At 71.2% G+C, this 19900-nt stretch carries 14 protein-coding genes; 6 read left to right on the forward strand and 8 right to left on the reverse strand.

Translation table 11 applies throughout. The features are described from left to right. Positions 1–49: 49 nt before the first annotated feature. The 3 genes from LG278_RS01325 to LG278_RS01335 form a co-directional block, all read right to left on the reverse strand. Positions 50–1576: an alpha/beta fold hydrolase gene (locus tag LG278_RS01325; protein ID WP_404390165.1), complete on the reverse strand. Its 1527-nt coding sequence runs from the start codon at positions 1574–1576 to the stop codon at positions 50–52. A gap of 208 nt (positions 1577–1784) precedes the next feature. Further along, positions 1785–2264, reverse strand: coding sequence for a nucleotidyltransferase domain-containing protein (locus tag LG278_RS01330; protein WP_404390167.1), 480 nt, complete (start codon positions 2262–2264; stop codon positions 1785–1787). A 29-nt stretch (positions 2265–2293) separates the two neighbouring features. Continuing rightward, positions 2294–2926, reverse strand: coding sequence for a dihydrofolate reductase family protein (locus LG278_RS01335; protein WP_404390169.1), 633 nt, complete (start codon positions 2924–2926; stop codon positions 2294–2296). 215 nt (positions 2927–3141) lie between these two features. Between LG278_RS01335 and LG278_RS01340 the strand changes: the two genes are divergently transcribed. Further along, positions 3142–3357, forward strand: a complete 216-nt coding sequence (locus LG278_RS01340) for a hypothetical protein (protein ID WP_404390171.1) — start codon at positions 3142–3144, stop codon at positions 3355–3357. A 74-nt stretch (positions 3358–3431) separates the two neighbouring features. Here the strand turns inward: LG278_RS01340 and LG278_RS01345 are convergent, their stop codons facing one another. Further along, positions 3432–4292 carry a hypothetical protein gene (locus LG278_RS01345; RefSeq protein ID WP_404390173.1) on the reverse strand — a complete coding sequence of 287 codons (861 nt, stop codon included), beginning with the start codon at positions 4290–4292 and terminating at the stop codon, positions 3432–3434. 172 nt (positions 4293–4464) lie between these two features. Between LG278_RS01345 and LG278_RS01350 the strand changes: the two genes are divergently transcribed. Next, positions 4465–4797 (forward strand): MmcQ/YjbR family DNA-binding protein, encoded by a 333-nt coding sequence (locus LG278_RS01350; protein ID WP_404390174.1) that lies wholly within the window; start codon positions 4465–4467, stop codon positions 4795–4797. A gap of 36 nt (positions 4798–4833) precedes the next feature. Here the strand turns inward: LG278_RS01350 and LG278_RS01355 are convergent, their stop codons facing one another. From LG278_RS01355 to LG278_RS01370, 4 genes are read right to left on the reverse strand one after another with little or no spacing between them, the layout of a single operon-like run. Further along, positions 4834–6216, reverse strand: a complete 1383-nt coding sequence (locus LG278_RS01355) for a wax ester/triacylglycerol synthase family O-acyltransferase (RefSeq protein ID WP_404390176.1) — start codon at positions 6214–6216, stop codon at positions 4834–4836. A 53-nt stretch (positions 6217–6269) separates the two neighbouring features. Then, positions 6270–8600: a beta-galactosidase gene (locus LG278_RS01360; RefSeq protein ID WP_404390178.1), complete on the reverse strand. Its 2331-nt coding sequence runs from the start codon at positions 8598–8600 to the stop codon at positions 6270–6272. After that, positions 8597–10792 carry a glycoside hydrolase family 3 N-terminal domain-containing protein gene (locus LG278_RS01365; protein ID WP_404390180.1) on the reverse strand — a complete coding sequence of 732 codons (2196 nt, stop codon included), beginning with the start codon at positions 10790–10792 and terminating at the stop codon, positions 8597–8599. Before LG278_RS01365 ends, LG278_RS01360 begins: the two co-directional genes overlap by 4 nt. Before the next feature lies 1 nt (position 10793). Next, the gene (locus tag LG278_RS01370; RefSeq protein ID WP_404390182.1) at positions 10794–14171 is read right to left on the reverse strand and encodes a GH36-type glycosyl hydrolase domain-containing protein; all 3378 of its coding nucleotides are present in this window, start codon (positions 14169–14171) and stop codon (positions 10794–10796) included. A 176-nt stretch (positions 14172–14347) separates the two neighbouring features. Here LG278_RS01370 and LG278_RS01375 point away from each other — a divergent pair, with 176 nt between their 5' ends. From LG278_RS01375 to LG278_RS01390, 4 genes are all read left to right on the forward strand, one after another. Next, positions 14348–16015 (forward strand): ABC transporter substrate-binding protein, encoded by a 1668-nt coding sequence (locus tag LG278_RS01375; protein WP_404390184.1) that lies wholly within the window; start codon positions 14348–14350, stop codon positions 16013–16015. Positions 16016–16076: 61 nt separating this feature from the next. Continuing rightward, positions 16077–17066 (forward strand): ABC transporter permease, encoded by a 990-nt coding sequence (locus LG278_RS01380; protein WP_404390186.1) that lies wholly within the window; start codon positions 16077–16079, stop codon positions 17064–17066. An 8-nt stretch (positions 17067–17074) separates the two neighbouring features. Beyond that, positions 17075–18013, forward strand: a complete 939-nt coding sequence (locus LG278_RS01385) for an ABC transporter permease (RefSeq protein ID WP_404390187.1) — start codon at positions 17075–17077, stop codon at positions 18011–18013. After that, positions 18010–19863 carry a dipeptide ABC transporter ATP-binding protein gene (locus LG278_RS01390; protein WP_404390189.1) on the forward strand — a complete coding sequence of 618 codons (1854 nt, stop codon included), beginning with the start codon at positions 18010–18012 and terminating at the stop codon, positions 19861–19863. Before LG278_RS01385 ends, LG278_RS01390 begins: the two co-directional genes overlap by 4 nt. The last annotated feature ends 37 nt before the right edge of the window (positions 19864–19900 follow it).

The following is a 19900-nucleotide window of genomic DNA, read 5'->3' on the forward strand; positions in this document are numbered from 1 at the left end:
CGCAGGCCGTATGCCGGGGGGCTGGGTCCCCCAGCGACGTGAGCCGCTGTCAGCGGGCGACGGGGTGCACGCGGGTGGCCATGAACGCGACGAACTCGTCAGGCTGCTCGAAGAGCGGCCGGTGGCCGGACCGGTCGAGCACCACCAGCTCCTTGGTGGGCGCGGTGAGCTGGGCGAACCACTGGCCGAAGGGCTCCGAGCGACCCGGCGCCTCGTGCGCCCCCTGGGCGAAGAACACCGGCACGTCGAGCCTCGGCACGTCACTCCTGAGGTCCACGCCCTGGATCTGCGGGTAGAGCGTCCCGAAGGTGTCCATGAAGCCCGCGAGCAGGTGGACCTGGTCGACGAGCGTGTATTCGGGCACGAGGAAGTTCTCCGAGAAGCCGCCCTCGCCCTCGCTGTTGCCCGAGTGGTCGTACGGGTAGACCTCGTGCTCGGAGGACAGGGCGGTCTCATAGTCCAGCATCGAGGCGTAGGGCGGTGGACCGATGGCCGCCAGCTCGGTGGCCAACCCGGTCTGCCCCTGCGTCCGTGCCCAGGCGAGCGTGTCGGCGTAGAAGAGGCGGTCGGTCTCCACCGGGCTGACCATCTGGCCCACGCCCACGAAGGCCGAGTAGAGGGCCGGCTGCCGCTGGACGGCGAGCACGCCGAGGATGGTTCCCCAGGACTGGCCGACGAGCACGATCCGGTCGGTGGCGAAGCGCTCGCGCAGGTAGTTCGTCGTCGCGATGGTGTCATCGACAGCCGACTCGAGCGTGTAGGTGTCGGTCGGGTCGAGGGCCGGGTAGGAGGTGCCGGTGCCGCGCTGGTCGAGCGTGGCCACGGTGAAGTCCTCCTCCAGGGGTGGCAGGTGGTTGCGCATCGCCCCCAGCTCCGACCCGCCCGGGCCGCCGGCGAGGAAGAGCAGCACGGGGTTGTCGATGTCGTGCCCGCGGATCATCAGCCCCAGCTCACGACCGTTGACGTCGATCGACGCCAGCTCGGCGACGCTCCCCGGCACCGCTGCACCGTCGGCTCCGGTGATCGGGGCCGTCGAGGCGGGTCGGGCGACGGCCAGCATGATGGCGGCCATGACGACGACGGATGCCGTCAGGGCCGTCCAGCGCAGGGCTCCGCGGACGCGGCCCCCGGGCAGCTGCCCGCTCCGACGGGCAACGGCGAAGGCGCCCCACGCAGAGCCGAGGGCCATCGGCAGCAGGGAGAGCGCGGCATGTAAGCCTCGCCCGACGACGAGGGCGAACACGCCGTAGGTGCTGAGGTGAGGGGCGTCGACGGTCGGGCCACCCACCGGCATACGGGCGAGCTCGAAGGCGATGGCGAACACGACGGGCGCCAGGAGCATCGCCCACCGCGACCGGGTGAGCAGACCGGCGGCGACGCCGACCGCGAGGCTGACGAGGATCGAGACGAGGGCCGCGGCTGTGGTCTGCGGCGTCCGGGGGGTCAGCACGCCGGCCACGACCCCCCACAGGGCGGCCAGGCCGATGGTCGCGACCCACCGGTGGCGCAGCACGGACGCGACCCGGTGCGGCGGCGGGGATGGGGTCCCCGACGGCGCGGCGGAGGTGGTCGTCATGGACGTCCGATGTGCCATGGTGCATCCGGCCGGCAGGCCGTTCCCTTCCCTGCTGGGGCACGGACTCAGCATCGACGTGCGCGATCCCAGCACCTTCGACGCTACGCCCGCAGCGGGTGCCGAGCAGCGGATGGTGCGCGATCCCACAGCGCAGGCACCGCACCTCGCGCGGTCTCGCGCCACGCACGGCAGGCGGCCTGCGACGGCGTCAGAGGCGATCGAGGACGGCGAGGTCGAGCAGGTCGACGGGCCGGGGCTCGTATCCGGAGCGCAGCTGACGAAGCCGCTCCGCGCAGGCGACGACGACCTCGCGGCCACCGATCGTGCCGACAGTGCGGTCTTCGGCGGCGTGGACGAAGACCTCGTCCCCGAACCCGCGCTGCACCCCGTCTCCGTTGGCGTCGATCGCCATGGCGTGCACGTCGACGCGGCCCCGCTCACCGGCCAGCTCGACCCGGGTCGGGCGCCAGTCCTCCGTGATCCGATACCCCCGCTCACCGAGCCACGCCATCAGCGCGGGCGTGGCGGTGATGTCGACGAAGACGTCGACATCACGATGCGGGCGGGTCTGGCGACGTGCGAGGGCGTCGACACCCCATCCGCCGTTGACCTGATAGGTCACCCCGGCGGCAGTGAGCCAGTCGACGATCAGGACCACCTCTCCCGCCGGCATCTCCTCCGCCAGCACGGGTGGTCTCGCTCTTCCGGTGTCGGGCTTCACGAGGCCTTGCGCGTCAAGGTGAGGTGGGTGACGCCGCTGGGCGAGGTGACCGCCTCGACGTCGTAGCCGTCCTCGAGGGCCTCGAGACCGTCCCAGACGCGGACACCTCGGCCGAGCACGATCGGCACCTGGACGAGGTGTGCGTGGTCGACGAGCCCGGCAGCGAGGAAGTCGCGCACGACCGTGGCGCCACCCCCGATCCGCACGTCCTGCCCGTCGGCTGCTGCCCGGGCGATCTCGAGTGCCTCGGCCGGGGCAGCCTCGAGGAAGTGGAACGTGGTGCCGCCCTCCATCGGCAGCGACGGCCGGGGGTGATGAGTGAGCACGAAGGTCGGTGTGTGGAAGGGAGGGTTGGGGCCCCACCAGCCCTTCCAGTCCAGGTCGTCGCGCGATGCGGGCGGGCCGAACTTGTTGGCGCCCATGATCTCGGCGCCGATGCCGTGGCTGTGGCGCTCGGCGAACGCGTTGTCGACCCCGTCGCTCCCGCCGGCGTCCCAGAAGCGGGTGGCCATCATCCACTGGTGCAGCCGCTGGCCGGCGTGGCCGAAGGGTGCCTCGGCGGTCTGCGGTTCGCCGGTGGCGAAGCCGTCGAGGGAGATGGAGAAGTTGTGGATCCGGGTCAGTGACATCTGCGCGCTCCTCGGTCGGTGAGGTCACTCTGCAGTGGGCGACCCCGGGCCCGCAAGCGCCTTGTCGACCTTCGGTTCCCCCACCTCGGCGCCCTCCCCTCGATGCCTCGCGGCGGCGCAGAAAAAAACTTCACCCGGTCTGCATCCAAACGCCGCGCCCGTGCAGAAGAAGGAGCGACGGGTGATCAAGCACCCACCAACAGAAGGGATGTCCAATGAAGCGCATTCTCGCCGCAGGGTCCATCGCAGCTCTCGCCCTGCTCGGCTCCGCAGCCAGCGCCAGCGCCGAGTCCGCCGAGGCCGCCTGCTTCGGCCAGGTGCACAAGCTCGTCAACAGCGGCGGCGTCGAGGGCATCGACAACGTCGGGCAGCTCGTCAAGGCCTCCGGTGGCGGCGCCATGAAGAACGAGACCGCCAAGACGTTCTGCTGAACAGCTCGTCCCTCCTGAGCAACTGAGGCGGCGGCTCGGATCTCGCATCCGAGCCGCCGCCTCGTGCGTGCTGGTCAGTCGGCGGCCACGGCCCCCGACGATGCCTCTGACCGGGCGAGGACCTGGCGCACCGCCGCCAGCATCGCGGGGTCGAGCTCGACGTGCCGCTCTAGCAACCCGAGGAGGGTGCGCGCCGCGTGCGCGTTGCGCTCGTAGCCCGGCACGAGGTCGGCCAGCGGCAGCAGGTCTGGCGCGAAGCGCCGCTCGGCTCCCCGGTCGATGGCGAAGACATCCTGCTGGGGGCCGCTCCCCAGCCCGAGCAGGCCCAGGATCGTCACCCAGCGGTCGACGGCATACCCCTGGATGAAGCGGGTCGCCGTGAGGCGCTCGCCGCGCAGGTCGCGGTGCAGCCCGACGTAGAGGTTGGTGATCGCCTCACCCACCTGCTCCTCGAGCCGGGGGGTGCCGGGCAGCGGCGCGGTCGGGGTCGCGAGGCCTGCGGGGGCATCGGCGCGCTGCCAGTGCACGCGACCCGGCGGGTAGCCGGCGGTCGCCAGGTCGCTGACGGAGAAGACGGCATACTCCGCGAAGAGCCCGCCCTCGAGCAGCGCCTTGCGCCCGACGGGGCTGTTCTCGAACGACCAGGCGACCGGGTGCGCGGCCTCCAGCCAGTCGATGTCGTCGAGGTAGCGCTGGCGCGCGGCCGCGTGGTCGACCACGACGAAGAAGTCGGCGTCGGAGTGCTCGTCGAGCCGGTGCAGGTCGCGGCCGACCGAGCCGAGGCCGAGCAGCGCCACGGCGTCACCGCGCTCCGCGAGCACGTCACCGAGCCGGCCGAGGAAGGCCATCAGCCGCGCGGGCATGCCCTCCGCCGGGCCGCGGGTGGGGTCGGTCGTGGGGTCGGTCGGGGTGGGGTTCATGGCGTCGCCGGACATCCGTCGCTCCTTCGTCGGGTCGACGTTTCAGCCCGCCCGGCCCAGCGCCGTCGAGGTCGCGACACCGAGAGGGTATGCCGTCCGGCGGGCTCCGCGGAAGGGCTCGCGGCCGCGGCGGCGCGGCTCGGTCGGTGCGGTCGGGGGGCGTGCGTGACAAGGTGGAAGGGTGCCGGTGACGATCGAGCAGGTGCGTGAGGTGGCGATGGGGCTGCCTCGGTCCTACGAGGTGCTCGTGCGCGACCGGGTGAAGTTCCGGGTCGGCAAGGTGGTCTGGCTCGCCTTCTCGCGCGACGAGACCCAGATGGGCTTCGCCTTCCCCAAGGAGGAGCGGGACGTGCTCGTCGCCAGCGAGCCCGACGTCTTCCTCATGCCGCGCCGGTCCGACCTGCGCTTCAACTGGGTCGAGGTGCGTCTCGAGGCGCTCGACGAGGAGCGGATGCGCGAGATCGTCCTCGACGCGTGGCGGATGGTCGTGCCGCAGGCCGTGACGCTGGCGATGGAGTAGCTCGCTCCACCGGGCTCCTCCCCGGGTCGACGCCGCTCAGGCCGGGGCCTCCAGCGAGACGAGGTCGGTGAGCTCGCGCCCCACGGCGTCGATGAGCCGGTCGACGTCGGGCAGCGCCGCGGCGTCGGTGGTGATGCCGATCGTCATCCGGCCCGCGCAGGTGACCATCGCCGTGCTGACCCTGATCTCCTCGGCCGTGGGCGCCCACGGCACGAGCTCGACGAGCCTGCTGCCCAGCAGCCGTTGCTCCTGCGCCGGGCCTCTCACGTTGGACGCGACGAGGTTGACCCGTCCCTGACCTGACTGGCCGTAGGCCCGGGCTCCCCTGGCGAGCAGGACCGCAGGGAGGTGGTCGGCGATCCGCACCACGGCCGCCGTGGCAGCGGGCACGCCACGCGCCTTCTGGTCGGCCGTTCGCGCCTTGACGGCGTTCAGTCGGGCCGCGGGTTCGTCCAGGTCGGTGGGCAGGACGACGAACATCGCCGAGGCGAGGTTGCCGGTCCGCCGGGGCTGCTGCGGGGTGCGGGGCGACACGGGCACGATGGCGCGCACGACGATCGAGTCGACGGCCTCGACCCGGCCCCGGAGGTAGCGCCGAAGGCCCCCGGCCAGGGCGGCGAGGAAGACGTCGTTGACGGTGGCGCCGGCCCGATGGGCGACCTGGGCGACAGGGGCCAGCTCGGTCGACGTCCACCCCCAGGTGCGCTCAGCGCCGAGCGGCCCCGTGAGGGGTGACGGCGGGAGGTCGGGCACGAGCACCTGTCGCAATCCGAAGCGGACCCGAGCGGCTCGTTGCCGCGCCGCGCCCGGGTCGACGACCGAGCGGAGCAGCACCCGGATCGCCCGTAGCGGCAGCAGGACGAGCCACGCGAGCAGGTCTGCGACGAGGGCGACGGGCGTGGGCACCGGCTGGGGGTCGCGTCGGGCCACGGGTTGCGGCTGCGTGGGTGCATCGGCGAGCAGCGCAGCCACGAGGTCGGCGCCCGACTGCCCGTCGACCATCGTGTGGTGCGCCTTAGCGATCACGGCCCAGCGGCCACCTGCGAGCCCATCGACCTGCCACAGCTCCCAGAGGGGGCGGTCGGCGTCGAGCCGACGGCTCATGACCTCGGTGACGACGTCCCGCAGCTGCTCGTCGCCACCCGGCTCGTCCAGGCGAGCGTGGTGCACGTGCTCGGCCAGGTCGATCTCCGGAGCGTCGACCCACACGGGCCGGCCGAGGTCGAGCGGCATCCGCATCGCGCGCCTGCCGAGCACGGGCACGCGCGCCACGGCCCCGACGACGTGGTCGCGGAAGGCCGCCGGGTCGGGCGGCCGACCCTCGAGGATCAGCACCGAGCCGACGTGCAGCGACTGGGTGCTGGTCTCCATCGGCAGGAAGATCGCATCGAGGGCGCGGAGCCGCTGTGGTCGCGACACACCTCCAGTCTGGCCGCGCTCGGGGCCTGCAGCGGCAGATGGTGACGTGCTCGTCAGTCGTCGCGCCCGAGCCGTGTCGTCTGACCATCGACGACGACGGTCGTTCCGCCGTCGGGGTCGAGGCCGACACCGAACACCGGCGCGCCACGATCGTCCACGCGCGTGAACTCCGCACTCACCCAGTCGAACCGGCGCCCGGCGATCTCGAGGCCGAGAGGCAGGACGTGCCCACTGCGGGCGGGCACGCTCAGGCTCACCCCGTCGGCGATGGCCGTGCCGTCGAGAGCCACGGTGACCGCTGCGGGGGCGCCGGAGGTGTTGATGAGGTGCAGGGCGCGCTGACCGTCGTCGGTGCTCGTCGTCGTGGCGAAGAGGCCCGGCCACTGCGTCTCGAGGCGGAGCCCGGGCCGCACGCCGAGGGCGTCGAGTGCTCGGGTGAAGAGCGCCGGCGACGACGGCAGCTGGGCGGCGAGCACGACGGCCCGGCCCCGCCCGAGGTCGACATCGACGCCACACACGGCGCCCTCGACATCGGTGAGCACCACGTCACCGCGGTCATGGGTCAGCGGCTGCACCCAGCCCGCCCGCATCTCCGGCCAGGGTGCCGCCCAGCCGTGGGCGACCAGCGAGGGGAAGTAGTGCCCGTGGTCGCGGCGCACGGCGCCGGCCGTGAGCCCGAGAGCCTCGACGAGCAGCAGGCACGGCGAGCCGTCGAGGTCGCGCTCCGGCAGCGGGCCGAGGAGCACGAGGTTGCCACCCGCCACGACGTGGCCGACGAGTCGCTCCTGCACGATGCGTGACACGTGTCGCCCCGCACCGAGCAGCACCGTGCTGCCGGGCCGAGGGTCGTGACGCTCGAGATGCGTTGCCCCAAAACGGAATCCGCTGAGCAGCAGAGAGCGAGCGAGTGCCTTGCGCTCACCCGCGCCACGGTGCGCCGTCAGATCGTCGACGACCTCGGTCATGACGTCTGAGTCCGGGTGGTGGTACTCCGTCATGTAGGCGTCGAGCGTCAGCCCGAGCGCGATGTCGTCATGGTCCTCGGTCATTCGAGCGAGCCAGGGCTCGTTGGCCTTGACGGCGTGCACCGCTCGCTTGGTCGCCTCGTAGGCGTAGCCGCGCTGGCCCTCGGGCCCGACCGGGGCGGCGGTGCCGTGGCGCTCCCCGGTGAAGGAGATGCGGTCGTTGCCGTCGCCCACCCGCTCGTCGAGCGGCGGGTTGATGCCGCCGGCGAAGAGGTAGTAGTTGATGAGCCGGTTGCCCTGCGCGAGGCAGAGCCGCGTCTTGAGGTCGGCGGTCGACGGGTCGTACTGCATCTCCGACCCCGCGCCGTAGTCGCCCGACCCGGCCTCGAACTCCAGCGACGTCAGCGGCTGGTCGTCGTCGTGCACCGCGGCCATGTAGGCGTTGATGACGTAGAGGTCGGTCATCGTGCCCAGCGTGGCCTCGCCGAGGTAGTGGTCGGACCCCGACACCATGCCGGGGATGCCGGAGTAGGTGTCGACGAGCTGGCTGATGCCGATCGGGAAGGGGGCGCCGTTGCCGCCCTCGGTGCCGTGGATGTTGACGAAGAACGGCACGCCGCCGACTCCCCGCTCCTCGCACATCCGACGCAGCGTCGCGACGTAGTCGCCGAAGCGCCGCCGCATGAAGAGGCCCAGGTCGAGCCGGAGCATGCCGGCCGCGTCCTCGGAGGGCGAGCGCACGAGGTCGGCCCAGCCGTCGTCACCCGGCCACACGGCATACGGCGCGGCGCTCGTGCGGGCGAGGGGCCCGTGACGCTCGAGCACGAAGTCGCCGAACGCGGCCACGAGGTCGTCGGTGAGGTCGGGGGCGTTGGTCACCCAGGCGAGCATGCCGACCTCGTTGTCGAGCTGGACGCCGATGATCGGGCCACCGGCGGGCTGCAGGCGAGGCGTGAGGACGGGGATGATCGCGTCGAACCAGCGACCGCTCTCCTCGAGGAAGGCGGGCGCGAGGTAGTCGATGGTGCGGGACACGGCGGGTCGCCCGTCCCAGCCCACGGGCACGATCTCCGGGTGGTCGCGATAGACGCGGAAGGGGATGCCCTCGTTCTTCAGCTCGGCCATGATGAACGGCCCGGGACGGGCGATGAAGCGCAGCCCCTTCGACGCGGCGAGGTCGATGAAGGCGCCGATGTCGCGCTCGGGGCGGGTCTCGCCGGTGACGTCGAGCGTGCCGTCGGGCAGCTCGTGGAAGAGCCACGGGATGTAGGAGGCGACGGTGTCGCAGCCGGCCTCGACGAGCAGGTCGAGCCGCTGGCCCCACTCCGCGCGCGCGACGCGGAAGTAGTGCACCTCCCCCGACATGACGACGACGGGCTCGCCGTCGATGCGGATCTGGCGGCGGACGGTCTCGATCATGAGGAGGCCTTCGGGGACGTGACGGTGACGGACACGGGCTGGAGGCGGGCCGCGTCGGGCCCGGTGAGCAGGACGATCTCGCCCTCGTCGACGCGCGTCGTGAGGTCACGGCCTGCGTATGCGAACCGCGGGGCCTGCACGTCGAAGCTGACCTCGCGTGAGTGGCCGGGCTCGAGGTCGACGAGCGCCCAGTCGGTCAGCTCGACGAGCGGGCGGGTCACCTGGGCGACGGGGTCGCGGAAGTAGAGCTGGACGACCTCGCGACACGGGCGCTCGCCGGTGTTGGTCACCGTGACGGTGAGGGTCACGGACCCGTCGGTCGTCATCGTCGGCGACGAGAGGGCGGGTGCGCCGTAGTCGACGGTCGAGTACGACAGGCCGAAGCCGAAGGGCAGCCGCGGGTAGGTGAGGGCGTCGATGTAGCGGCCCTCCTGGTGGTCGACGTCGGCGCGGATGAGCCGCCCGGTCGGCCGCTGGTGGGTGCTCGTCGGGATGTGCCCCGTCGACAGCGGGAAGGTCATCGGGAGCCGGCCGTGCGGCTCGGCGTCGCCGAGCAGGAGGTCCGCCAGGGCGGTGCCGGCCTCGGTGCCCGGGTGCCACACGACGAGCACCGCATCGGCGAGGTCGAGGAGCTCGGTGAGGTCGAGCGGACGACCGGTGTAGACGACGGCAACGAGCGGCTTGCCGAACGAGGCCACCGCGCGCACGAGCTCGAGCTGGCCCGGAGGCAGGCCGATGTCGACGACGGACTGCGCCTCGCCGGAGCGGGACCGGTGCTCGCCGAGCAGCAGCACCGACGTGTCGGCGGCTCGCGCCTGCATCAGGGTGACGTCGGTGAAGCGGCCGTCGGCCACCGTGACGCGGTCGCCGAGGCGCTCGCGCAGGGCCGCCTCGGGAGTCGTGACCTCCTCGCCGCGGCCGTCGAGGACCCACGTGCCGAGCAGTGCGTCGCCGTCGTCGACGAACGGGCCTGACAGCAGGACTCTTCCGGAGTCGTCGGTGAGCGGCAGGACGCCGTCGTTCTTGACGAGGACGTGAGCGGCCTGAGCGGCCCGGCGGGCGACGGCCCGCGTCTCGGGAGTGGGCGCGTTCGACACACCCGGCCGGGCGGCATACGGGCGCTCGAAGAGACCGAGGTGCAGCTTGACCCGCAGCACGCGGCGCACCGCGTCGTCGACGAGCGCGACCTCGACCTCGCCCGACTCGACCAGCTCCTCGAGGTGCGCGAGGTAGGCGCCCCCGCACATGTCGAGGTCGACGCCGGCCCGGATGGCGAGCGCCGCGGCCTCGCGCAGGTCGGCGGCGACGCCCTGGTTGACGAGCTGGCCGACGCCGTTCCAGTCGGCGACGACCATGCCGTCCCAGCCCCACTCGCCCTTGAGGACCCCGCGGATGAGGTGCTCGTGGGCGTGCATCGGGGTGCCGTCGACGTCGTTGAAGGCCGCCATGAGGGTGAGCGCCCCGGCGTCGACGGCGTCCTTGAAGGGGCGCAGGTGCAGGTTGCGCAACGTGTTCTCGCCGACGCTGACGGTGTCGTAGTCGCGGCCACCGGCGGCCAGGCCGTAGCCGGCGAAGTGTTTGGCGCAGGCGCCGATCCGGTCGGGGTCGCTCGGGTCGTCGCCCTGGAAACCGCGCACGAGCGAGGCCGCGAGGCGGCCCGAGAGCACCGGGGTCTCGCCGAGCGACTCGGCGACGCGGCCCCATCGCGGCTCCTCGGAGAGGTCGACCATCGGCGCGAAGGTCCAGGCCACGCCGTCGACCGCGGCCTCGCGGGCCGCGACGGTGCCGACCTCCTCGACGAGGGCCGGGTCGAACGACGCGGCGAGCCCGAGCGGGATCGGACACACCGTGCGGTGGCCGTGGATGACGTCGCGGCCGAAGAGCACGGGGATGCCGAGCCGGCTCCCCTCGACGGCGTGCCGCTGGGCGGCGTCGATGTTGCCGACGAGCACTCCGGCGTCGCGCTCGTTGCCCGCGGTGGCGCCGGAGGCGTAGAGGCTCGAGCTGATGCGGCCGGCGCGCAGCTGCTCGGCGTCGGCCTCGGGGTCGATGTTGGCGACCTGGTGGGTCTGGGCGACCTTCTCGGCCAAGGTCATCTCGGCGAGGAGCAGGTCGATGCGGGTCTCGGTGGGCAGCGCGGCATCGAGCCACGGCCGCTCCGCCGGGTGGGCGGGGCCGGTGGGCGAAGTCATGTCAGTGGGTCTCCACAACGATCTCGACGAGGTGCTCGGGGTCCGCAGGCGCCGCTGGGCCGCCCACGAGGGCAGCGGCTGCGACGGCGACTCCGGGCTCACGGTAGGGGTTGGTCAGCGGCTCGAGCTCGAGGTCCCGCCCGGCGACGCTGATGCGGCGCACCCCGTGACCGAGCGGGCCGGCCGTGAAGCGCACGACGGCGGGTCGACCGCCGACCGGCAGGTGGGCGACGAGCTCGCTGCCCGGGGGCAGCACCGGGTCGACCTCGATGCGCTCACCGCGCGTGCGGAAGCCGAGCAGCACCTCCGTAACGAGGCGCAGCACGAGGCCCGGACCGGAGGAGTAGACCCGCCAGCCGCCCTCGAGCGGCACGTCACCGGCGAGGAGTGCCGGGTAGCGCTCCTGTGCCTCGTAGCGATCGGTGAAGGCGCCGTCGGAGGAGGAGTAGTAGCAGCTGGTCTGGCGCGGGCGGGCCTGTGGCACCAGCGTTTCGATACCGACCGGGCTGGCCTTGGCCAGCGCGGTGAGCAGTGCGTCGCCGTCGCCGACGCGGGCGAGCGCCTCCGCGTAGCGCAGGTGGGCGTGGACGTACATCAGACCGATCTCGCGGCCCCAGAAGGTGCTCGCCTCGGCGCGCTGGAAGATCGCCATCGGTCCGCCGACGTAGCCGACCGGCCGGTCGAAGAGCCGCGCGCCGTCGGGGCCGAGCAGGTGCTCCTCGATGAGGTCGAGGTGGTGGCGGGCCTGCTCCGGGGTGAGCAGGTCGGCGCTGATCGCGTGGATCCACGGGAGCACGCCGTAGTGCAGCCCGGTGCGCTCGTCGCTGGGGTGCACGAGGGGCTCGACGGTGCCGTCGTCGTGGTGCAGCAGGTAGCCCGGCAGCACCGGGTCGAGCTCGAGCCGGGCGCTGATCGCCTCGTGGGTGCGGGTCGCGAGCGCATCGGCCTCGGCCGCGAGGTCGGTGGCCTCGGCACCCGGTGCGCCGGTGGCGCGCAGCCCCTCGGCGAGCGTGCGCAGAGCCTGCGTCTGCAGCACCGCGGTCCACGTCGACACCAGGCGTGCGGCGAGGGCCGGGTCGGCCGGCTGGAGCGAGTCGTTCCAGTCGCCGTGGCCGTATGCGGGGAGCGGGCTCCCCGGGACCGTGCACTCCGTGATGCGTGCGATCGCCCGCCGCAGGTGCTCGGTGACCGACGCGTCGCCGGTGAGCCCGTCGTCGCCGACGAAGGGCAGTCGCTCGTCGAGCAGGCTGACGTCGCCCGTCGTGCGCAGGTAGTCACCCGCCGCGAGGACGGGCCAGAAGACGACGTCGCCGTGCGAGTCCTGCTGCCCCGACGAGGGCAGCGGCGGCAGGAAGTCGAAGGCCTGCGGCCAGTCGCCGCGGGCGTTCTGGGCGCGGAAGAGGCGCAGCAGCACGTCGCGCACCGAGTCCTGGTCACCGAGGGCGGTGAGGAGCCCGACGGGCCCCTGGCTGATGTCGCGCGTGCCCCAGGCGCCGCCGGAGAACTGCTCGAGCCCGCGCGGCGAGAGGTAGTGGATGAGGGCGTTGTGCACGAAGAAGGGCAGCGCGGCCGACAGCTGCTCGGCTCGGGAGCGGTGCTCGTCGGTCGTGCTCGTCAGCGAGACGGCTTCGGCGGTGCGTGACCAGAAGGCCTGCCCCAGGCCGGGCGTCGGCGAGTGCACCTCGAGCCCGGCGGGCTCGGGCGGGCCGGCCACGAGCGTCAGCGCGATGGTGTCGACGGGGTCGAAGAGCACGGTGAGCCAGCCCGGGCCGCGCAGGGTGCCGTCGGCCTGGAGGCGTGCGTCGCCGACCTCGGCATCACCGGGGGCCGACCAGGTGAGGTCCCAGGCGTGGGGCGCACCGGCGGAGCGCAGGTGCGCACCGCTCCCGGTCACGGTCACGGTCGGCGGGTCACTGAGGTCGTCGGCCACCTGCCAGGCGAGGAGGATCCGTCGTGCAGGACCGCCGCTCTGGGTGATGCGGAGCCCGAGGGCGTCGTCGTCGGCCGGGGCGCTCGAGGTCACCTCGACCGTGTCACCCGACGCGGCGGCATACCACCACGTGCAGTGGTCGAGACCGACGAACCACGCGCTCGGGGTCTCGAGCAGCTGCCAGCCGCCTGACCCGTCGTCGACGAAGGCGCGGACGCCGTGCGCGCGCTGGAGGCCGAGGTAGGTGCGGCGGCCGGTGGCCACGGGGTCGCGGCCGACGTGCCCACGGGTGATCTGGGAGTGGAACGTCCCGGCCATCCACACCGTGGAGGTGAGCCCGCGTGAGTCGGGCGTCAGGGTGTCGCCGGTGCGCAGGATGTGGCCATGGGGTCGAAGGACGACGAGATCCTTTGCGGCAGTGACGAGTTGGCCACCCCTGACCGTCCACGCGATCTCGTTGCCGTCGGCGTCGGTCTCGACGTGGGTGCGCTCGGTGAGCAGGCCGGGCCGGTCGAGGGCGTCGTGGTCGAGCGGTGTCGCGGCGTGCGCGGGAGCCGACGACCAGAGCGTGCCCGCGTCGGTGCCCACCACGACGGGCTCGTCTTCGCGGGTCGAGGGGGCATCGTGCAGGGCGACCTCCGCCCAGCGCGCGTCAGCGTCCGAGGTCGCCTCGGGGTGGTCGGGCAGGGCGATGCCCCAGAAACCGGTGAGGTGGGTCTGGCCGGGGGCGAGCTCGGTCGGCTGGTCCTGCACGGCGATGAGCGAGTGCTCGTGCTGGAGGCGGCGGCTCGGCAGCGACGGGGCGTCGAGACCGCGCCAGACGACACCCTCGGGCGTGCGCTCGACGAGCTGCAGCGCGTCGGTCGCCCAGGACTCACCGTGGCCGAGCGTGCCGACCATGAGCCACGGCGCCCGCTCACCCGGCATGTTCTGCCGCACGGCGACGGCGACGCCCTGCTCTGCCGTCTGCACGGGCGAGAGGTCGAGATACTGGCTGACGTAGTACTCGTTGGTGCGCACCGCGCCCATCGGCGCGAGGGCGGGGTCGTGCGTCAGCACGGCGTCGACGGTCACGGCGGTCGCGCGGGTGTTGGTCACCTCGAGGAGCCAGTGCCACGTCGCCTGCTCGGACCCGAGGCGCAGCGCGAGACGGTAGTCGACGTCGGCGTGGGTGCCCTCGACGATGACCTCGCGGTCCCCGAGCCGCACTGTCGAGCCGCTGCCGGGTCCGAGGAGCGGACGTCGGCTGAGGCCGTCGGGTCCGTGCACCCGCAGGTGGACGTTGGTCAGGCCCGCCTCGGCGACGGTGGCCGGTTGGAGCAGCAGGCTCAGGCCATGGGCCTCGAGCCGGTGGAGGGCGCCGTGGTGCAGCACCTCTGCCGTCACACCGGAGGGGCTCGTGAGCACTTGGTGCGACAGGGCGGTCAGGACGGCGTCTTCGTCGAGCACCACACCTTCCTATCAGGAGGCTCTGACCTTCGCCCCCTCGAATCCCCTTGAAAACAAATGAAAGCGGCTGTCCCCCACGGTCGGGCCATGAAAGTAGTTTCATGCCGTCCGACCCGTTGACAGACCCCTTTCGGCCATTACGTTGGGCCCCAATCACCACATGGGAGGACGCAACGATGCGCACTCGATCCACGCCCCTCGTCCTGGCAGTTGCCGTGTCACTCGGCCTGAGCGCCTGCGCAGGAAGCGCGGCGCAGAAGGATGCAGCCGCGTCTGCAGACGGCATGATCGCCCAGCTGACGTTCCCCTCCGAGGCCGATGCGGCCGTCGGGGGACTCGTGAACTACAACCCCAACTCGCCCAAGCCGCTCACCGCGACGTGGCTCTACGAGCCGCTCATCGTGCGCAACAACCTCACCTGCGAGGAGACGCCGTGGCTGGCCGAGAAGGCGACGTGGGAGGGCGGCGAGAAGCTCACCTTCGACATCCGCCAGGGGGTCAAGTGGAGTGACGGCAAGCCCTTCACGGCCAAGGACGTCGCCTTCACCTTCAACCTCATGAAGCAGTACCCCGCCTTCGACAAGGCCGGTCTCTGGAACGACACCTTCGGTGCGCCGGCCACGTCGGTCGTCGCCGAGGGCAACAAGGTCGTCATCACCTTCTCGGGCAACGCCGCCCCGAAGTACGACGGGATCATCAGCACCAAGATGCTGCCCGAGCACATCTACTCCAAGGTCGGCGACCCGACGAAGTACGTCGACAAGACCCCGGTCGCGACGGGCCCCTTCAAGGTCGGCAGCTACAACGGCCGCCAGCTCGTCCTCGAGCGGCGCCCCGACTACTGGCAGGCCGACAAGGTCAAGGTCGAGAAGCTCGTGCTCGAGGGGCAGTACGACGCGGCGCAGGCGGCGCTCAAGCTGCGCTCCGGCCAGCTCGACGCCTACTTCGGCGAGGTCCCCAACCCCAAGAAGACCTTCGTCGACGTCGACCCGAAGAACAACCACTTCTACTACGCGCCCAACGGCATGACCGTGCTCACGGGCAACACCGAGAAGGCGCCGTTCAACGACGAGAAGTTCCGCGAGGCCATCTCATACGCGATGAACAAGGAGGAGATCTCCCTCAAGGCGACCTACGGTGTCATGAAGCCGGCCAGCCAGACGGGACTCAAGCTGCCGTCGATGGAGTCGCTGATGCCGGCAAAGTACGCCGGCAAGGACACGGTCGTGCCCTTCGACCTCGCCAAGGCGAACGAGCTGCTCGACGCGGCGGGCTACACGAAGGGCGCCGACGGCAAGCGCACCAACCCCGACGGCTCGCCGCTCGCGGTCAACTTCTCGGTGCAGGCGGGCTTCATCGACTACCAGGCCATCGCCGACGTGGTCGTCAAGGGTCTCAACGACTCCGGCGTCAACGCCAAGGTGACCGCCTCGGCCCCCGACTCGGTCGACGGCCAGAAGAAGACCGGTGAGTTCCAGCTCATGCTCGAGTACCTCCACGGTGGTTGCGAGCTGGCCAAGAACATGGGCACCAAGCTGCTGAGCACGCAGATCCCGACGAAGACCGAGATCCTGCCCAACGTGCAGCGCTTCAAGGACCCGGCAGTCGACGCCGCCGTCGACAAGCTCGCCGCGCAGACCGACAAGGAGGCGCAGAAGGCAGCGCTCGAGCCCCTGGTCGAGACGATGATGACGCGCTACCCCGTCACGGCGCTCATCTACGCGCCGGCTCGCATCCTCTACCGCACCGACAAGGCGGTCGGCTGGCCCAGCGAGGAGGACCCGTACGCGAACCCGTCCGACGACCGGCTCCTCTGGATGACCCACCTCACTGCCCCGAAGTGACCGACCCCACGCGTGCCGGGGCGGCTCGACGAGCCGCCCCGGCCCGGGTCGGGAGGCCCACATGATCTACGTCGCAAGGAAGTTCGGCTTCTTCGTCGCCACGCTGTGGGCGGTCGTGACCCTGAACTTCCTCATCCCCCGCCTGCAGCCCGGCGACCCCGCCGAGATCATGGTGAAGCGGTTGGCCGGCAAGGACGCCGCCCTCGACCAGGCCCAGGTCGAGGCGATGCGAGCCATGCTCGGTGCGCCCGACGGCTCGCTGTGGGAGCAGTACGTCACCTACCTCGGTGAGCTCGTGCACGGCAACTTCGGGCTCTCCTACACCTACTACCCGTACTCCGTCACCGAGGTGATCGCGCAGGCGTTCTGGTGGACGGTCGTCCTGGTCACCATCGTCCAGGTGATCTCCTTCGTCGTCGGCGTCGTGCTCGGGGCGTATGCCGCGTGGCGCCGCAACTCGCGCTTCGACTCGGTGGTCACTCTCGGCTCCACCTTCCTCGGAACCCTCCAGCCGTTCTGGATCGGCCTGCTCCTGCTCTACGTCTTCGGCTACACCCTCGGCTGGTTCCCGACCTCGGGAGGCTACGAGGAGGCCACCCCGGGCTGGAACTGGCCCTTCATCCAAGAGGCGATCTCGCACGCGTTCCTGCCCGCCTTCGCCCTGCTCATCGTCACGCCGATCGGCTGGATCCTCGGCATGCGCAACACCATGATCATGAACCTCGGTGAGGACTACATCCGGCTCGCCAAGGCCAAGGGCCTGCCCGACCGTCACGTGGCGCTGAAGTACGCAGCGCGGAACGCGCTCCTCCCGAGCGTCACCGGCTTCGCGCTCGCCCTCGGTGGCGTGCTCGGCGGGGCCATCCTCGTCGAAACCGTCTTCGACTACCCCGGCCTCGGACGCCTCATGGGTGAGGCGGTCGAATACCGGGACTACCCGCTGCTTCAGGCACTCATGCTGCTGACGGCAGTGGCCACCCTCGTGGCCAACCTCGTCGCGGACCTGCTCTACGGCGTGCTCGACCCGCGTGCAAGGAGGGCTGAAGGATGACCGGCAACATGACCCCTGTGCCAACCCCGGGGGAGGACTTCATGGCCGCGGGGGAGCCAGGGCAGGAGCTCGCTGTCGAGCAGGTGAGCGACGCAGCGAAGCCGGACCAGTGGTGGCAGGTGATCTGGAGCAGCAAGAAGGCCCGGGTCGGCATCATCATCCTGGCGATCTATGTGTTCGTCGCCGTCTTCGCGCCGCTCATCGCGCCCCACGACCCCCTTGACGCCTCCTTCGAGCCGCTCGCGGGTCCGAGCTCGACGAACTGGCTGGGCACCACCACGAGTGGCCAGGACATCGCGTCGCAGCTCATCTACGGCACGCGAATCTCCTTGCTCGTCGGACTTTTCGGCGGACTGTTTGCCACGATCATCGCGACCGTCGTCGGCCTCATCTCGGGCTATGCAGAAGGCACCCTGCTCGACGACCTGCTCTCCTTCGTCACCAACGTCTTCATCGTCATCCCGGTCTTCCCGCTCATCATCACCCTGGTCGCCTACTCGGAGGTGCGAGGGCTCTGGCTCATCGTCGGGGTCGTGTCGATCACGTCGTGGGCCGGCGCGGCCCGGGCGAAGCGCGCCCAGATCATCACCCTGCGCAACCGCGACTTCGTCACGGCCGCAAAGTTCTCGGGTGAGGGCACGTGGCGCGTCGTCTTCCGCGAGATCATGCCCAACATGAGCTCGCTCGTGCTCGCAAGCTTCGTCGGCGCCGCCACCGGTGCCATCGCCGCCGAGGCTGGCCTCGCTGCCCTCGGTCTCGGCGACAGCCGGAGCGTCTCGTGGGGCACGATGCTCTACCAGTCCAACGCCCAGGGGGCGATCGCTCAGGGGCTGTGGCTCTGGGTCTTCGTGCCCGGCGCCGTCCTCGCGATCCTCATGACTGCGACGACCTTCATCAACTTCGGAGTCGACCTCCTGAGCAACCCCCACCTGCGGGAGGACGCATGACACTGCTCGACGTCCGTGACCTGAGCGTCCGCTACGAGCCCAAGGCCTCGCGTCCACTGGACGCCGTCCAGGGTGTCAGCTTCGCCATCGAGCCCGGCGAGTTCGTGGGTCTCATCGGCGAGTCCGGCTCGGGCAAGACCACCCTCGGCACCGCGCTGCTGCGCCTCCTGCAGCGTCCCGGCCGCATCAGCGGCGGGTCGATCAGCTTCAACGGCACCGACATCACCGACCTGCCCGAGGACGACCTGCGCGCGCTGCGGTGGCGCGACATCTCGACGGTCTTCCAGAGCAGCATGAACTCCCTCAACCCGGTGGTCCGCATCGAGGGGCAGTTCCGCGACGCGATCGAGCAGCACTCGAGCCTGCGCGGTGAGGCCGTCACGAGGCGCATCCGTGAGCTCTTCGACATGGTCATCATCGACCCGAAGTTCATGACGGCCTTCCCGCACGAGCTCTCCGGCGGCATGCGCCAGCGGGTCAACCTTGCGCTCGCGCTCGCGCTCGACCCGAAGTTCATCCTGCTCGACGAGCCCACGACGGGGCTCGACGTCGTCGTGCAGCACTCGATCCTCGAGAACGTCCGCCGGCTCCAGGCAGAGCAGGGCTTCGCCGTGCTCTTCATCAGCCACGACATCGGCACCGTGCTCGACCTCTCCGACCGCGTGCTCGTGATGTATGCCGGTCGCATCGTCGAGGACCAGAGCACGGCCGCGCTGCTGCGGGAGCCGCTGCACCCCTACACCAAGGGGCTGCTCGGCTCCTACGGCGATCCGCGCGAGGAGACCATCAAGATCACCTACGTGCCGGGGCGGCCACCGGACCTCAGCCGCGACTTCGTCGGGTGCAGCTTCGCGCCGCGCTGCCCGGAGCGCATCGACCGCTGCGTCACGACCGACCCTCCCCTCGTGCCGCTCAGCGGCGGACGGGCGGCGTGCCACGTCGCCGTCCTGCAGCGCACGGAAGCCGGGGCTGCCGAGTTCGGGGAGCCGAAGCGCGGCTTCGAGGGGCCGCAGTTCGTCAAGACCGCCGAGGAGTCGCGCAGCGCCCTCGACAACGAGGTCGTGCTGTCCGTCGAGCACGTCTCGAAGGTCTTCGAGCGTCGGCGTGGCTTCACCGTGACCCGCACCGAGGCTGTGAGCGACGTCAGCTTCGAGCTGCGGCGTGGTGAGGTGACGGCGCTCGTCGGCCAGAGCGGCAGCGGCAAGTCGACCCTGGCCAAGATGATCACCGGGGTCGAGGCCCCGACCGAGGGTCGCATCGTCTTCCACGGGCCCGAGGGAGACAAGCTCGTCTCGGGCTACAAGGGTCGGGCCCTGCGGGCCTACCGCGGCGACGTGCAGATGGTCTTCCAGGACCCCTACAGCTCGATCAACCCGGCCAAGCGACTCGGCTACGTCCTCTCTCGCCCGCTGGTGAACTACCAGGGCCTCAAGGGCGAGGAGCTGCGCGAGCGGGTCAAGGAGCTGCTCGAGCGGGTCGCTCTCACCCCGGCCGACCGCTTCATCAACCGCTACGGCTACGAGCTGTCCGGAGGCCAGCGCCAGCGGGTCATCATCGCGAAGGCGCTTGCGGTCGAGCCCGAGGTCATCGTCGCCGACGAGCCGATCTCGAGCCTCGACGTGTCGATCCGGGCGGAGGTGCTCGAGCTGCTCAACGACCTCGTCAAGGAGAACAACGTCGGCATCCTCTACATCACCCACGACCTGCTGAGCGCGCGGATGCTCTCCGACGAGGTGATCGTGCTCAACGGCGGCAAGGTCGTCGAGCAGGGGCCCACCCTCGATGTCATCCGCGACCCGCAGGACGACTACACCCGCACCCTGCTGGACGCGATCCCCAACCCGTTCTGACGGCATACCCCTGCGGGGCAGAGCCCTCGGCTCTGCT

The organism is Humibacillus xanthopallidus, assembly GCF_044793955.1.
Taxonomy (GTDB): Bacteria; Actinomycetota; Actinomycetes; order Actinomycetales; family Dermatophilaceae; genus Humibacillus; species Humibacillus xanthopallidus_C.